The following is a 14,826-nucleotide window of genomic DNA, read 5'->3' as shown; positions in this document are numbered from 1 at the left end:
TCGCGCCTCACGAGGCGCCTCAGAAGGACGCCAGGCAAAGTTTCAGTGCCTTCGTCTTGGCGTCGTTGAGCCGGTCCACCCGCCTGTTGAACTCCCCCGTCGGCGCGTGGGTGCCGATCGCGTTGGCCACCCCGCGAGCCGCGTCGATATACGAGTTGAACGCGTCCTTTAGCTCCTGGGACAGCGCATCGTTGAAGCTGTTGGTCACCGTGTCAGCGCTGTTGTTCAGCGCGTCGATGGCGGGGCCCTCAGTGGGACCGGTGCCGCGGCCGGCGTTGAACGCGCCGACGAAGATGTTCACCTTGTCGATCGCGTCCTTGCTCGTGGTGGCCAGCGTGTCGCACGAGGTGCGCACCGCCCGGGTGGTCAGCGACTGCTGGCGCTGAGACTCGCGGACCCGCGACGTCGCCGACGACGCGGACACCGACGCGGACACCGACTGCCGGTAGGCCGGGGCCACCTGGGTGTCGGGTGCGGCCGTGCCGTTGGTGACGGTGGTACACCCCACGATCCCCATCAGCGTCGCCGCAATACACCCGAGCGCCAGAGCGCCTCGCCTGGGAGAGCTCCCCGCAAGAACGGCACGCCATCCGATGAGCACGGCTCCTGACGTTACCGGTTGGCTTTGCCGATCGTCCCGCTACGCACGAGTTCGTGTCCGCCGGGTGAACCCGCGCCGGCTACCGACGTCGGCTAGCCCCGCCGAACGCTGGTGCGGCACGATAGAGGGAGACGGTGCACAGCACCCCGAGGGCACAAGCCCCGACAACTACAGGAGCAGTGCGTTGACAACCGAGTTCGCACGCCACGATCTGGCCAAAACCCCTAGCAGCGCAAGCGAACCCGACCGCGTTCGGGTGATTCGCGAAGGTGTCGCGTCGTACCTGCCCGACATCGACCCCGAAGAGACCTCGGAGTGGCTGGAGTCGTTCGACGAACTGCTGGAGCGCTCCGGGCCGGCGCGGGCGCGCTACCTGATGCTGCGGCTGCTCGAACGGGCCGGCGAGCAGCGTGTCGCCATCCCGTCGCTCACATCAACCGATTACGTCAACACGATCCCGACGGAACTGGAACCGTGGTTCCCCGGCGACGAGGACGTCGAACGGCGCTTCCGGGCGTGGATCCGGTGGAACGCCGCCATCATGGTGCACCGCGCCCAGCGCCCGGGAGTCGGCGTGGGCGGCCACATTTCGACCTACGCGTCCTCGGCCGCGCTGTATGAGGTCGGCTTCAACCACTTCTTCCGGGGCAAATCGCATCCCGGCGGCGGCGACCAGATTTTCATCCAGGGCCACGCGTCCCCGGGGATTTATGCGCGCGCGTTCCTCGAAGGCCGGCTCAGCGAGGATCGGCTCGACGGCTTCCGCCAGGAACACAGCCATGCCGGCGGCGGGCTGCCGTCCTACCCGCACCCGCGGCTGATGCCCGACTTCTGGGAGTTCCCCACCGTGTCCATGGGCCTGGGCCCGCTCAACGCCATCTACCAGGCGCGGTTCAACCACTACCTGCATGACCGGGGCATCAAGGACACCTCCGACCAGCACGTGTGGTGCTTCTTGGGCGACGGCGAGATGGACGAGCCGGAGAGCCGCGGGCTGGCGCACGTGGGGGCGCTCGAGGGCCTGGACAACCTGACGTTCGTCATCAACTGCAACCTGCAGCGCCTCGACGGCCCGGTGCGTGGGAACGGCAAGATCATCCAGGAATTGGAGTCGTTCTTCCGCGGGGCGGGATGGAACGTCATCAAGGTGGTCTGGGGCCGCGAGTGGGACGCCCTGCTGTACGCCGACCGCGACGGCGCGCTGGTGAATCTGATGAACACCACCTGCGACGGCGACTATCAGACGTACAAGGCCAACGACGGCGCCTACGTGCGCGACCACTTCTTCGGCCGCGACCCGCGCACCAAGGCGCTCGTCGAGAACATGACCGATTCGGAGATCTGGAATCTCAAGCGCGGCGGCCACGACTACCGCAAGGTGTACGCGGCCTACCGCGCCGCCGTCGACCACAAGGGCCAGCCGACGGTGATCCTGGCCAAGACCATCAAGGGCTACTCGCTGGGTGCGCACTTCCAGGGCCGCAACGCCACGCACCAGATGAAAAAGCTTGCGCTGGAAGACCTTAAGTGGTTCCGGGACTCCATGCGGATCCCGATCAGCGACGCGCAGCTGGACGAGGACCCCTACCTGCCGCCCTACTACCACCCCGGTCCGGACGCCCCGGAGATCCGCTACATGCTCGACCGTCGCCGCACCCTGGGCGGCTTTCTGCCCGAGCGCCGCACCAAGGCCAAGGCGCTCAAGCTGCCCGGCCGCGACATCTACTCCGCGCTGAAGAGGGGATCGGGCACCCAGGAGGTCGCCACCACCATGGCGACCGTGCGCACCTTCAAGGAAGTGTTGCGAGACAAGGAGGTTGGCCCGCGAATCGTGCCGATCATTCCCGACGAGGCGCGCACGTTCGGCATGGACTCGTGGTTCCCGTCGCTGAAGATCTACAACCGCCTCGGCCAGCTGTACACCGCCGTCGACGCCGAGCTGATGCTGGCCTATAAGGAAAGCGAAGTCGGGCATATCCTGCACGAGGGCATCAACGAGGCGGGCTCGGTGGGCTCGTTCATCGCGGCCGGCACGTCGTATGCGACGCACAACGAGCCGATGATCCCGATCTACATCTTCTATTCGATGTTCGGGTTCCAGCGCACCGGTGACGGGCTGTGGGCCGCCGCCGACCAGATGGCCCGCGGCTTCCTGCTCGGGGCCACCGCGGGGCGCACCACGCTGACCGGCGAGGGCCTGCAGCACGCCGACGGCCACTCGCTGCTGCTGGCCAGCACCAACCCGGCGGCGGTCGCCTACGATCCCGCGTTCGCCTACGAGATCGCCTACATCGTGGAAAGCGGGCTGGCGCGGATGTTCGGGGACAACCCCGAGGACGTGTACTTCTACATCACCATCTACAACGAGCCGTACGTGCAGCCGCCGGAGCCGGAGAACTTCGATCCCGAGGGCGTGCTGCGGGGCATCTACCGCTACCGCGCCGCGACCGAACAGCGCGCGAACACCGCCCAGATCCTGGCCTCCGGGGTGGCGATGCCGTCGGCGCTGCAGGCGGCCGAGATGCTGGCGGCCGAGTGGGACGTCGCCGCCGACGTCTGGTCGGTGACCAGCTGGGGTGAACTCAACCGCGACGGCGTGGCTGTCGAAAAGGCGAAGCTGCGCCACCCCGACCGGCCGGCCGGGACCGCCTACGTGACCCAGGCGCTGTCGGGCGCCGGCGGCCCGGTGATCGCCGTGTCGGACTGGATGCGTGCCGTGCCCGAGCAGATCCGGCCGTGGGTGCCCGGCACCTTCGTCACCCTGGGCACCGACGGCTTCGGTTTCTCGGACACCCGGCCCGCCGCGCGGCGCTACTTCAACACCGACGCCGAGTCGCAGGTGGTCGCCGTGCTGGAGGCGTTGGCGCGCGACGGTGAAATCGACCCGTCGGTGCCGGTCGCGGCCGCCCGCCAGTACAGAATCGACGACGTCCAGGCCGCGCCCGAGCAGACGTCTGACCCCGGGGTGGCCTAGAGCGGGCCATGCCCCGCCAGCGTCTCTCGCCGCCGCAATGCCAGGCAAGGCGCGAAACCGCCCGTCTCTTTGGCGGATAGGTCCAAAATATGGCGTAGGTTTTAGGGGTGAATGACAACCCGTTCGCCGGCCCCTTCGCCAAGCAGCCCCGGTCGCCGCTCGAACTGCTGGACACCGTGCCGGATTCCGTCCTGCGCCGGTTGAAGCAGCACTCCGGCCGGCTGGCCACCGAAGCGGTCTCGGTCATGCAGGACCGGTTGCCGTTCTTCGCCGACCTGGAAGCCTCCCAGCGGGCCAGCGTGGCCCTGGTGGTGCAGACGGCCATCAACAACTTCGTCGAGTGGATGCAGGACCCCCACAGCAACGTCAGCTACACCGCACAGGCCTTCGAGCTGGTGCCCCAGGACCTGGCCCGCCGGATCGCGTTGCGGCACAGCGTGGACATGGTGCGCGTCACCATGGAGTTCTTCGAAGAGGTGCTGCCGCTGGTGGCCCGCTCCGAGGAGCAGTTGGCCGCCCTGACCGTGGGCGTCCTGAAGTACAGCCGCGACCTCGCCTTCACCTCCGCCTCGGCCTACGCGAACGCGGCCGAGGCGCGCGGCTCCTGGGACAGCCGGATGGAGGCCAGCGTCGTCGACGCGGTGGTCCGCGGCGACACCGGCCCCGAGCTGTTGTCCCGGGCCGCGGCGCTCAACTGGGACACCACCGCCCCCGCGACGGTCGTGGTCGGAGTCCCCGCGCCGGGCCCCGGCGGGTCGACCGGACCCGGCGACGACCAGCGGGCCAGTCAGCACGTTCGCGACATCGCCGCCCGGCACGGCCGCGCCGCCCTCACCGATGTGCACGGCACCTGGCTGGTCGCTGTCGTGTCGGGCCAACTGTCGCCCACCGACAAGTTTCTCGGCGACTTGCTGGACGCGTTCTCCGACGGCCCGGTGGTCGTCGGGCCGACGGCGCCCATGCTGACCGCGGCGTACCACAGTGCCAGCGAGGCGATCTCCGGGATGAACGCCGTCGGCGGCTGGCGGGGGGCACCCCGGCCCGTGCCGGCGCGGGAACTCCTGCCCGAGCGCGCCCTGATGGGGGACGCCTCGGCGATCGTGGCGTTGCACACCGACGTCATGGGGCCGTTGGCCGCGGCGGGCCCCACGCTCATCGAGACTCTTGACGCTTACTTAGATTGTGGCGGCGCGATTGAAGCTTGTGCCAGAAAGTTGTTCGTTCATCCAAACACGGTCCGCTACCGGCTCAAGCGGATCACCGACTTCACCGGACGCGATCCCACGCAGCCCCGCGACGCATATGTGCTGCGAGTGGCGGCGACGGTCGGCCAGCTCAACTACCCCACAGCTCCCGCTAGCGTCGGCACCAACGCGATGCCTCCGGTTCCGCTGCCGGTCAGGGCGGCTATCGGGGGTCAATCCGAGGCGTAGTGACCCAGGCCACAGGTCGCGGCGCGGTATCGAACATGTAGCTTACGGAGCTATTTTGTGGGGACTACACAAAAACCTAAGACGAGGTTCATAATCTGTTACACCCGCCAAAACCGTTTCCACAGTGTTCTCTTAAACACGTGATTGCATTGCTTGCGCCCGGACAGGGTTCACAGACCGAGGGGATGCTCTCGCCGTGGCTCGACCTGCCGGGTGCCGCGGACCAGCTCGACTTGTGGTCGAAGGCCAGCGGCCTCGACCTGGTCCGGCTGGGCACCACCGCGTCGACCGAGGAGATCACCGACACCGCGGTCACCCAGCCCCTGGTCGTCGCCGCCACCCTGCTGGCCCACCAGGAGCTCACCAAGCGCGGCCTGTTGTCCTCCGAAACCAAGAATGCGGAACTCATCGTGGCGGGCCACTCCGTCGGCGAGATCGCGGCCTACGCGATCGCCGGTGTGATGGCCGCCGATGACGCTGTCGCGCTGGCCGCCACCCGCGGCGCCGAAATGGCCAAGGCCTGCGCCATCGAGCCGACCGGCATGTCCGCGGTGCTCGGCGGCGACGAGGCCGAGGTGCTGGCCCGTCTCGAGCAGCTCGACCTGTTCCCCGCCAACCGCAACGCCGCCGGCCAGATCGTCGCCGCCGGCCCGCTGACGGCGCTGGAGAAGCTGGCCGAGGACCCGCCGGCCAAGGCCCGGATCCGCGCCCTCGGGGTGGCCGGGGCGTTCCACACCAAGTACATGGCTCCGGCCCTCGACCGCTACGCCGCCGCGGCGGCCGCCGTCGCGACCGCCGAGCCCACCGCCACGCTGCTGTCCAACCGCGACGGGCAGCCCGTCGCGTCGGCGGCGGCGGCGATGGACGCGCTGGTCGCCCAGCTCACCCAGCCGGTGCGCTGGGACCTGTGCACGGCAACCATGCGTGACAGGGAAATCACGGCGGCCGTGGAGTTCCCCCCTGCGGGCACTCTCACCGGCATCGCCAAACGCGAACTTCGGGGGGTTACGACCCGCGCCGTCAAGGCACCCGCAGACCTGGACGCACTGACCGAACTCTAGAAGCCGCATCCAGTACAACCACATACCGCTCTAAAGAACGTTCTGCTCGACTAACACAACACATTACGAAGGGAAGACGCTGTGGCCGTCACTCAAGAAGAAATCATTGCCGGTATCGCGGAGATCATCGAAGAGGTCACCGGTATCGAGCCGTCCGAGGTCACCCCGGAGAAGTCGTTCGTCGACGACCTGGACATCGACTCGCTGTCGATGGTTGAGATCGCGGTTCAGACCGAGGACAAGTACGGCGTGAAGATCCCGGACGAGGACCTCGCCGGTCTGCGCACCGTCGGTGACGTCGTCGCCTACATCCAGAAGCTCGAGGAAGAAGACCCCGAGGCCGCCGCAGCGCTGCGCGCCAAGCTGGAGTCGGAGAACCCTGACGCCGTTGCCAACGTCAAGGCGAGGCTGGAAGCGGACAAGTGAGCAAGCCTTCCACTGCTAATGGCGGTTACCCCAGCGTTGTGGTGACCGCCGTCACGGCGACGACATCGATCGCGCCGGACATCGAGAGCACGTGGAAGGGTTTGTTGGCCGGCGAAAGCGGCATCCGCGTCCTCGAAGACGAGTTCGTCACGAAGTGGGACCTGCCCGTCAAGATCGGCGGTCACCTCAAGGAGCCCATCGACGAGCACATGAGCAGGCTCGACCTGCGGCGTATGTCCTACGTCCAACGGTTGGCCAAGTTGCTCGGCACTCAGCTGTGGGAGTCGGCCGGCAGTCCGGAGGTCGACCCCGACCGGTTCTCGGTCGTGGTCGGCACCGGGCTCGGTGGCGCCGAAAGGATCGTGGAGACCTACGACCTGATGAACGAAGGCGGCCCCCGCAAGGTGTCGCCGCTCGCCGTTCAGATGATCATGCCCAACGGCGCCGCGGCGGTGGTGGGCCTGCAGCTCGGTGCCCGCGCCGGGGTGATCACCCCGGTATCGGCCTGTTCGTCGGGCTCGGAAGCGATCGCCCACGCCTGGCGGCAGATCGTCATGGGTGACGCCGACTTCGCCGTCTGCGGCGGTGTCGAGGGTCCCATCGAGGCGCTGCCCATCGCGGCGTTCTCCATGATGCGGGCCATGTCCACTCGTAACGATGAGCCCGAACGTGCGTCGAGGCCCTTCGATAAGGACCGCGACGGCTTCGTGTTCGGCGAGGCCGGGGCCATGATGATCATCGAGACCGAGGAGCACGCCAAGGCCCGCGGTGCCAAGCCGCTGGCCCGGTTGATGGGTGCCGGCATCACGTCGGACGCGTTCCACATGGTCGCGCCGGCGGCGGACGGCGTGCGCGCCGGCCGGGCTATGCAACGGTCGCTCGAGTTGGCGGGGTTGTCCCCCAAGGACATCGACCACGTCAACGCTCACGGGACGGCGACGCCGATCGGCGACACGGCCGAGGCCAACGCCATCCGGGTCGCCGGCTGCGAGCGAGCAGCGGTGTACGCGCCGAAGTCGGCGCTGGGCCACTCCATCGGCGCGGTCGGCGCGCTGGAATCTGTCCTCACGGTATTGAGCCTTCGGGACGGCGTGATACCGCCAACACTGAATTACGAAACGCCAGATCCGGAGATCGACCTTGATGTGGTCGCGGGCGAACCTCGCTACGGCGACTTCCGTTACGCGATCAACAACTCGTTCGGCTTCGGTGGCCACAATGTGGCGCTCGCCTTCGGGCGGTACTGAGCACGGCGTCCGGCGACGATGCGGGCCGCGAGCGGCCCGAGGAGAAGCGGGACAAGTACGGAAGGAACCTTCGCAAGAACCATGACAGAGCTGGTTACCGGGAAAGCGCTCCCGAACGTGGTCGTCACGGGCGTGGCCATGACGACCGCAGTCGCACCCGACGCGGAGAACACGTGGAAGTTGTTGCTTGACGGCCAAAGTGGAATCCGCACCCTAGAGGACCCGTTCATCGAGGAGTTCGACCTGCCGGTCCGCATCGGCGGGCACCTCGTCGAGGAGTTCGACAGCCACCTGACGCGCATCGAGTTGCGTCGTCTGTCATATCTGCAAAAGATGTCCACCGTGCTGGGCCGGCGAGTATGGGAGAACGCCGGGTCGCCCGAGGTGGACACCAACCGGTTGATGGTGTGCATCGGCACCGGGATGGGCTCGACCGAGGAGCTCATCTGGGGTTATGACTCGCTGCGCGAGCGCGGTACCAAGGCGTTCAACCCGCTGGGCGTGCAGAAATACATGCCCAACGGGGCGGCCGCGACGGTCGGCCTGGAGCGGCATGCCAAGGCCGGGGTATGCGCCCCGGTTTCGGCGTGTGCGTCGGGCGCCGAAGGTATCGCCCAGGCCTGGCGGCACATCGTGTTCGGCGAGGCCGACATCGCGATCTGCGGTGGCGTGGAAACCAAGATCGAGGCAGTGCCGATCGCGGCGTTCGCCGCCATGCGGATCGTGTTGTCCACGACGAACGACGACCCGGCCGGCGCCTGCCGCCCGTTCGACAGGGACCGCAACGGATTCGTATTCGGCGAGGCCGGCGCACTGATGGTGATCGAGACCGAGGAACATGCGAAGGCCCGTGGCGCCAACATCCTGGCTCGGGTGATGGGAGCCAGCATCACATCGGACGGCTTCCACATGGTGGCGCCGGATCCCGATGGCGAACGCGCCGGCCATGCGATCTCGCGAGCGATCCAGCTCGCGGGCATCACTCCCAGCGATGTCGACCACGTCAACGCCCACGCCACCGGTACCCAGGTCGGCGACGTGGCCGAGGCCAAGGCCATTAACAATGCCCTGGGCAGCCACAAGCCGGCGGTCTATGCGCCCAAGTCCGCTCTCGGTCACTCGGTCGGCGCGGTGGGCGCGGTCGAGTCGATCCTGACGGTGCTCGCCCTGCGGGACCAGGTGGTTCCGCCGACGCTGAACCTGGAAAACCTCGACCCCGAGGTCGATCTGGACGTGGTGGCGGGTAAGCCGCGTCCGGGCAACTACGAGTACGCCGTCAACAACTCGTTCGGATTCGGCGGGCACAACGTCGCTATCGCCTTCGGGCGGTACTGATCACCGCTTCCTCACCAGAGAGCACACCCGGAACAAGGAGACCTGCGATGACAATCATGGCCCCCGCGTCGGTCGGCGAGTCGCTCGACCCCAGGGACCCGTTGCTGCGTCTGAGCAACTTCTTCGACGAGGGCAGCGTCGAGCTGCTGCACGAGCGTGACCGCTCGGGTGTGCTTTCGGCGTCGGGCACCGTGAACGGTTTGCGCACCATCGCCTTCTGCACCGACGGAACCGTGATGGGCGGTGCCATGGGCGTCGAGGGGTGTGCCCACATCGTCAACGCCTATGACACCGCCATCGAGGAGCAGAGCCCGATCGTGGGCATCTGGCACTCCGGCGGGGCGCGCCTGGCCGAGGGTGTGAAGGCGTTGCACGCGGTCGGGACGGTGTTCGAGGCGATGATTCGCGCGTCCGGATATGTCCCGCAGATCTCGGTGGTCGTCGGTTTCGCCGCCGGGGGCGCCGCCTACGGCCCCGCGCTGACCGACGTCATCGTGATGGCGCCGGAAAGCCGGGTGTTCGTCACCGGGCCCGACGTGGTGCGCAGCGTCACCGGGGAGGACGTGGACATGGCGTCCCTCGGCGGCCCGGAGACCCACCACAAGAAGTCCGGCGTGTGCCACATCGTCGCCGACGACGAGCTCGACGCCTACGAGCGTGGCCGCCGGCTGGTCGGATTGTTCTGCCAGCAGGGTCATTTCGACCGCAGCAGGGCCGAGGCCGGCGACACCGATATCCACGCGCTGCTGCCCGAATCGGCTCGGCGGGCCTACGACGTGCGTCCGATCGTGACCGCGATCCTGGACGACGAGACGCCGTTCGACGAGTTCCAGGCCAACTGGGCACCGTCGATGGTGATCGGGCTGGGCCGGCTGTCCGGCCGCTCGGTGGGCGTCCTGGCGAACAACCCGTTGCGACTGGGTGGCTGCCTGAACTCCGAAAGCGCCGAGAAGGCAGCACGATTCGTGCGTCTCTGCGACGCGTTCGGCATCCCGCTGATCGTCGTCGTCGACGTGCCCGGCTACCTGCCCGGCGTCGACCAGGAGTGGGGCGGCGTGGTGCGCCGCGGCGCGAAGCTGCTGCACGCGTTCGGCGAGTGCACGGTTCCGCGCGTCACGCTGGTCACCCGAAAGACTTACGGCGGGGCCTACATTGCGATGAACTCCCGGTCGCTCAACGCGACGAAGGTGTATGCCTGGCCCGACGCCGAGGTGGCCGTGATGGGGGCCAAGGCCGCCGTCGGCATCCTGCACAAGAAGAAGCTGGCCGCCGCGGCCGATCACGAGCGCGAAGCGCTGCACGACCAGCTGGCCGCCGAGCACGAGAAGATCGCCGGTGGTGTGGACAGCGCCATCGAGATCGGTGTGGTCGACGAGAAGATCGACCCCTCGCACACCCGCAGCAAGCTCACCGAGGCGCTGGCGCAGGCGCCGGCTCGCCGCGGTCGGCACAAGAACATTCCGCTGTAAGCCACCTTCTAGGCCGAGCAGACACAAAATCGCACGCGCGGTGCCCGCGCAGTGCGATTTTGTGTCTGCTCGCGAAAGCTAGCGACCCAGGATCGTGGTAAGCGCCTGGCGCAGTTCGCCTTCGGGGTCCTCAGGCAGCGTATCGGCACGCCAGCCGACGAAATCGTCCGGACGGATCAACAGCGCACCTTCGGGAGCGAGTCCGGTGACTGCCGACCACTCGTCGCTGTGGATGCGATGCGCGGCGACCGATACCGAAGCCGCAGCGGCACACCAGCGTTCGTCGCCGGTGAGCACGGTGAATCCGGGCCCGAGCAGGTCGAGCGTCGACACACCGTCGCGCACCCACACGTGGGGAACCCGGGTGCCGGGCTGAGCGCGCAACTCCGAGACCAGTTGCAGGGTGTCCGGCTTTGCCGGTCCGTTCACCACCGCCGCCGAGCGGTATTGGTAACCGATGAGCAGTTCGAACATCGAGCACTCCTCGTCGGCCGGCAATCGCGGTCCGTCCTCGCTCAAGGGCAGCACGGCGAGCGTCGGGCCGGTCAGCGACTGCCGGGCGGCGAACCGCCCCACCGGGTGCCGCTCGGCCTGGTAGGTGTCCAGCAGCGCCGGTTCGGCGGTCCCGTCCAAAACGGCCGCCAGCTTCCAGGCCAGGTTGTGCGCACTCTGGATCGCGGTATTGGCTCCCCCGGCCTTGAACGGCGGCATGGTATGCGCCGAATCGCCGACGAGAAAGGCTCGGCCACATCGGAATTGGTCGGCCACCTGCTCATAGGGCTGCCAGGCCGCGACCTCGATGACGTCGATCTCGATCCGCTCGCCGATCGCGCTGGTGAGCACATCCCGGCAGCGTTGCGGCGTGAACTGCTCCGCCGACTCACCCTTGCGGGGGAAGTACATGGTGATGAACATCCCCAGGTCGCCGTCGACCAGCAGAAAGATGCCGTCCACGTCAGCGTTCTTGACCTGCACGGCATCCCCATCGGCCAAGTGCGAGACGAACTTCGTCCAGGGGGCCCGGAAGTAGATGAACACGACGAAGATCGGTAACGCGCCATAACCAGACGTGTTGATGCCCAACCAGTTCCGGACCGGGCTGTGCACGCCGTCGGCGCCGACGAGGTAGTCGGCGCGAACAGTCTCGGACTTCCCGGTGTCCCGGTCGCGGACCACCGCGGTGACGCCGGCCCCGTCCTGCTCGAGCGACACCACTTCCGTCCCGTACTGCACCTCGCTTCCCCGCCGCCGCGTTTCGCCGAGCAGAATCGGCTCCAGCCTGCTCTGCGGGCAATACTGCGCGGCGGGCTCCGGGCTGAGCCCGTCGAGTCCCGCGAAGATCGCGTTGACGTCGATGGCCAGTCGTTCCTCGGCGCTGTTGAGCGTGGGCCTGACCGTCAGGGCCGAAACATGGTCGGCGACCGCATGTACCTCGTCGCCGAGCCCCAGGCCGCGCAGGATTTCCAGGCTGCGGAAGCTCAGATTGCGGGCCTTCGGATAGATGAAGGTCTCGCGCCGCTTCTCCACCAGCAGCGAATGGATCCCGTGTTTGGCCAGCAGCGCGGAGGTGGCCAGACCGGCGGCGCCGGCACCGACGATGAGCACGGGAACGCGGATGGTCGTCATCTACAAAATGGTAGTCGCTGTCATTCGATATTTACAGTCAGATCGCTCCGCCTCGGCGTGTCGTGGAAAATGAGGTCGTGACTCTCCCGGCGGCGATGATGGACGTCGCGTTCGACGAGGCGCGGGCCGGGCTGGCGGAGGGCGGCATCCCGATCGGTGCCGCGCTGTTCACCGCCGACGGCGTGCTGCTGGGGCGCGGCCGCAATCGCCGTGTGCAACAAGGCGATCCGTCGCTGCACGCCGAGGTCGACGCGTTTCGCGCGGCCGGCCGGCAGCGCGACTATCGCTCCACGGTCATGGTGACGACGCTCTCGCCCTGCTGGTACTGCAGTGGGCTGGTGCGGCAGTTCAACATCGGATCGTTGCTGGTCGGCGAATGCCGGACGTTCAGCGGCGGACACGACTGGCTGGCCGACAACGGGGTTGAGGTCACGGTGCTCGACGACGACCGCTGCGTGGCGATGATGTCGGCGTTCATCGCCGAGCACCCCGACCTGTGGCACGAGGACATCGGCCTGGCGCCCTAGCCGAATTGCGCCACGAACTCCTCCGCAACGGCCACCGTCCGCTCGCGATCGGATTCGACCAATCCGATGCGCGTCCGCCGATCCAGGATGTCCGAGACATCCAGCGCGCCCTCATGGGTGATCGCGTACTCGAATTCCGCACGGGTCACGTCGATGCCCTCGGCGACCGGCTCGCCCGGACGCTTGCAGCTGGCGGCGGCGGCGACCCTGGCCGCCTCGGCGCCGTAGCGCTGCACCAGCGACACCGGCAATCCGGCAACCGAACCCGGGCCGACCGACCCCGGGTTGGCGGGCGCGCCGATCAGCGGCAGGTTGTGGGTCCGGCACTTCGCGGCGCGCAGGTGCCGCAGGCTGATTGCGCGATCCAGCACATCCTGTGCCATGTAGCGGTATTCGGTCAGCTTGCCGCCGATCACGCTGATGATCCCGGACCCCGACTCCACGACGGCATGCTCGCGCGAGACGTCGGCGGTGCGGCCCTCCCCGGTGTCGATCAGCGGCCGCAGGCCCGCGTACGCACCGATGACGTCGGCGGGGCCGAGCGCGACCCCCAACGCGGTGTTGACCGTCTCCAACAGGAACGTGACCTCGTCCGCCGACGGCGTCGGCACGTCCGGGATCGGGCCGGGAGCGGCTTCGTCGGTCAGCCCCAGGTAGACCCGGCCCAGCTGCTCGGGCATGGCGAACACGAACCGGTTGAGCTCGCCGGGTATCGGAATCGTCAGCGCCGCAGTGGGATTGCCGAAGGCTTTGGCGTCGAACACCAGATGGGTGCCGCGGCTGGGTCGCAGCCGCAACAGGCCGTCGATCTCGGCCGCCCACACCCCGGCCGCGTTGATGACGGCCCCGGCCGAGACATCGAACGACTGCCCCGTGCGCTGGTCGGTCAGCCGCACCGAGGTGCCGGTGGCCTTCGACGCCGCCACGTACGTCAGGATCCGCGCGCCGTGCTGCGCCGCGGTGCGCGCGACCGCGGTGACCAGGCGGGCATCGTCGATCAACTGCCCGTCGTAGGCCAGCAGGCCCCCGTCCAGCCCGTCACGACGAACGGTGGGCGCCATCTGCACGACGCGCTCGGGCCCGATTCGGCGCGACCGCGGCAGCGTCGCCGACGACGTGCCCGCGAGCATCCGCAGCGCATCCCCCGCCAGGAATCCCGCGCGCACCAACGCGCGCTTGCCCCGCCCCATGGACGGCAGCAGCGGAACTAGTTGCGGCATCGCATGAACGAGATGAGGGGCGTTGCGGCTCATCAGGATTCCGCGTTCGATGGCGCTGCGCCGGGCGATCCCCACGTTGCCGGTCGCCAGGTAGCGCAGGCCGCCGTGCACCAACTTGGAACTCCAGCGGCTGGTGCCGAAGGCCAGGTCGTGCTTTTCCACCAGCGCAACCCGCAACCCCCGCGACGCGGCGTCCAAAGCGATGCCGGCGCCGGTGATGCCGCCGCCGATCACGACGACGTCCAGCGGTTCGCCGTCGGCCAGCGCCGTCAGGTCGGCCGCGCGGCGGGCGGCGTTGAGCGCGGTGGGGTCGGGTATCACGACAGGTATCCGTTCAGCGAGTAGGCGAGTTCGCCGGCCAGCGTTTCGGCGTCCAGGAGCGGTTCGACGATCTGCGCCGACTGAATGGTCGACTGGGCGATCAGCAACACCATGGTTGCCATCTGGACCGGGTCACCGGCGCGGACGCTGCCACTGCGCTGGGCGACTCGCAGCCGGGCGGCGAGGGCGTCGATCAGCATGTGCTGGCTGGTCCCGAGGCGCTCGGTGATGTAAATCGGCGCGAGCTCGGAATGCAGCACGGACATCACGAGGCGGTCCCGGCGCAGCAGATCGGCCACCGTAACGATCTGTCGGACAAGCGATTCCCGGTCGTCACCGAGCAGGGGCGCGTCACGCATCACCTCGGTGACGTGCCGGGTCAACAGCGCCGCCACGATCGACTGAGTGTCCGGCCAGCGCCGGTACACCGTGGGCCTGCTGACGCCCGCGCGTCGAGCGATCTCGGCCAGGGTCACCCGGTCCACCCCGAAATCGACCACACAGCTGGCTGCTGCCGCGAGGATGCGCTCTCCAGTGTCGACCTGAGAGCGAGCGTTACTGATTGACAGCATGTGTAATACTGTAA

Annotated in this window: 12 protein-coding genes; 8 read left to right on the top strand and 4 right to left on the bottom strand. The window is 68.0% G+C overall.

Going from position 1 to position 14,826, the window contains the following annotated elements; genetic code table 11:
• Nucleotides 1–19 precede the first annotated feature (19 nt).
• Complete coding sequence (locus A5758_RS23720; protein ID WP_067209273.1) at nt 20–601, bottom strand: hypothetical protein; 582 nt, start codon at nt 599–601, stop codon at nt 20–22.
• Between the two features lie 184 nt (nt 602–785).
• Here A5758_RS23720 and aceE point away from each other — a divergent pair, with 184 nt between their 5' ends.
• From aceE to A5758_RS23685, 7 genes are all read left to right on the top strand, one after another.
• Entirely contained in the window at nt 786–3,575 is a 2,790-nt protein-coding gene (gene aceE / locus A5758_RS23715) for a pyruvate dehydrogenase (acetyl-transferring), homodimeric type (RefSeq protein WP_067745194.1), read from the top strand.
• Between the two features lie 107 nt (nt 3,576–3,682).
• Nucleotides 3,683–5,008 carry a CdaR family transcriptional regulator gene (locus A5758_RS23710; RefSeq protein ID WP_067209281.1) on the top strand — a complete coding sequence of 442 codons (1,326 nt, stop codon included), beginning with the start codon at nt 3,683–3,685 and terminating at the stop codon, nt 5,006–5,008.
• Between the two features lie 140 nt (nt 5,009–5,148).
• On the top strand, nt 5,149–6,069 hold the full coding sequence (locus tag A5758_RS23705; protein ID WP_067209285.1) for an ACP S-malonyltransferase: 921 nt from the start codon (nt 5,149–5,151) through the stop codon (nt 6,067–6,069).
• Between the two features lie 81 nt (nt 6,070–6,150).
• Entirely contained in the window at nt 6,151–6,495 is a 345-nt protein-coding gene (acpM, locus tag A5758_RS23700) for a meromycolate extension acyl carrier protein AcpM (protein ID WP_066949723.1), read from the top strand.
• Nucleotides 6,492–7,742, top strand: a complete 1,251-nt coding sequence (gene kasA, locus A5758_RS23695; protein ID WP_067745191.1) for a 3-oxoacyl-ACP synthase KasA — start codon at nt 6,492–6,494, stop codon at nt 7,740–7,742. The genes acpM and kasA overlap by 4 nt, the downstream gene beginning before the upstream one ends.
• Nucleotides 7,743–7,823: 81 nt before the next feature.
• A complete protein-coding gene (kasB, locus tag A5758_RS23690; RefSeq protein ID WP_067209293.1) occupies nt 7,824–9,077 on the top strand; it encodes a 3-oxoacyl-ACP synthase KasB in 1,254 nt (417 codons plus the stop codon).
• A 47-nt stretch (nt 9,078–9,124) separates the two neighbouring features.
• Nucleotides 9,125–10,546: an acyl-CoA carboxylase subunit beta gene (locus A5758_RS23685; RefSeq protein WP_067209296.1), complete on the top strand. Its 1,422-nt coding sequence runs from the start codon at nt 9,125–9,127 to the stop codon at nt 10,544–10,546.
• Between the two features lie 78 nt (nt 10,547–10,624).
• Here A5758_RS23685 and A5758_RS23680 read toward each other — a convergent pair whose 3' ends face one another.
• Nucleotides 10,625–12,172 (bottom strand): FAD-dependent monooxygenase, encoded by a 1,548-nt coding sequence (locus A5758_RS23680; RefSeq protein WP_067745188.1) that lies wholly within the window; start codon nt 12,170–12,172, stop codon nt 10,625–10,627.
• A gap of 95 nt (nt 12,173–12,267) precedes the next feature.
• Between A5758_RS23680 and A5758_RS23675 the strand changes: the two genes are divergently transcribed.
• On the top strand, nt 12,268–12,699 hold the full coding sequence (locus A5758_RS23675; RefSeq protein WP_067745312.1) for a nucleoside deaminase: 432 nt from the start codon (nt 12,268–12,270) through the stop codon (nt 12,697–12,699).
• Here A5758_RS23675 and A5758_RS23670 read toward each other — a convergent pair.
• Together A5758_RS23670 and A5758_RS23665 are read right to left on the bottom strand one after the other, a co-directional pair.
• Nucleotides 12,696–14,240, bottom strand: a complete 1,545-nt coding sequence (locus A5758_RS23670; protein ID WP_067745185.1) for a glycerol-3-phosphate dehydrogenase/oxidase — start codon at nt 14,238–14,240, stop codon at nt 12,696–12,698. The two genes, A5758_RS23675 and A5758_RS23670, sit on opposite strands and share 4 nt — an antisense overlap.
• On the bottom strand, nt 14,237–14,812 hold the full coding sequence (locus A5758_RS23665; protein WP_067745180.1) for a TetR/AcrR family transcriptional regulator: 576 nt from the start codon (nt 14,810–14,812) through the stop codon (nt 14,237–14,239). The genes A5758_RS23670 and A5758_RS23665 overlap by 4 nt, the downstream gene beginning before the upstream one ends.
• Nucleotides 14,813–14,826: the final 14 nt, after the last annotated feature.

This window comes from Mycobacterium sp. 852014-50255_SCH5639931 (assembly GCF_001665605.1).
GTDB classification, from domain to species: domain Bacteria; phylum Actinomycetota; class Actinomycetes; order Mycobacteriales; family Mycobacteriaceae; genus Mycobacterium; species Mycobacterium paraffinicum.
Note: the sequence above shows the minus strand (reverse complement) of the source record. Positions and strands in the feature narration are given on the sequence as shown.

Bases quoted from the DNA above. Each gene is read 5' to 3' on its own strand.
- A5758_RS23675 (WP_067745312.1), top strand. From the start codon at position 12,268: ATGATGGACGTCGCGTTCGACGAGGCGCGGGCCGGGCTGGCGGAGGGC.
- A5758_RS23665 (WP_067745180.1), bottom strand. From the start codon at position 14,812: ATGCTGTCAATCAGTAACGCTCGCTCTCAGGTCGACACTGGAGAGCGC.
- kasB (WP_067209293.1), top strand. From the start codon at position 7,824: ATGACAGAGCTGGTTACCGGGAAAGCGCTCCCGAACGTGGTCGTCACG.
- A5758_RS23680 (WP_067745188.1), bottom strand. From the start codon at position 12,172: ATGACGACCATCCGCGTTCCCGTGCTCATCGTCGGTGCCGGCGCCGCC.
- A5758_RS23685 (WP_067209296.1), top strand. From the start codon at position 9,125: ATGACAATCATGGCCCCCGCGTCGGTCGGCGAGTCGCTCGACCCCAGG.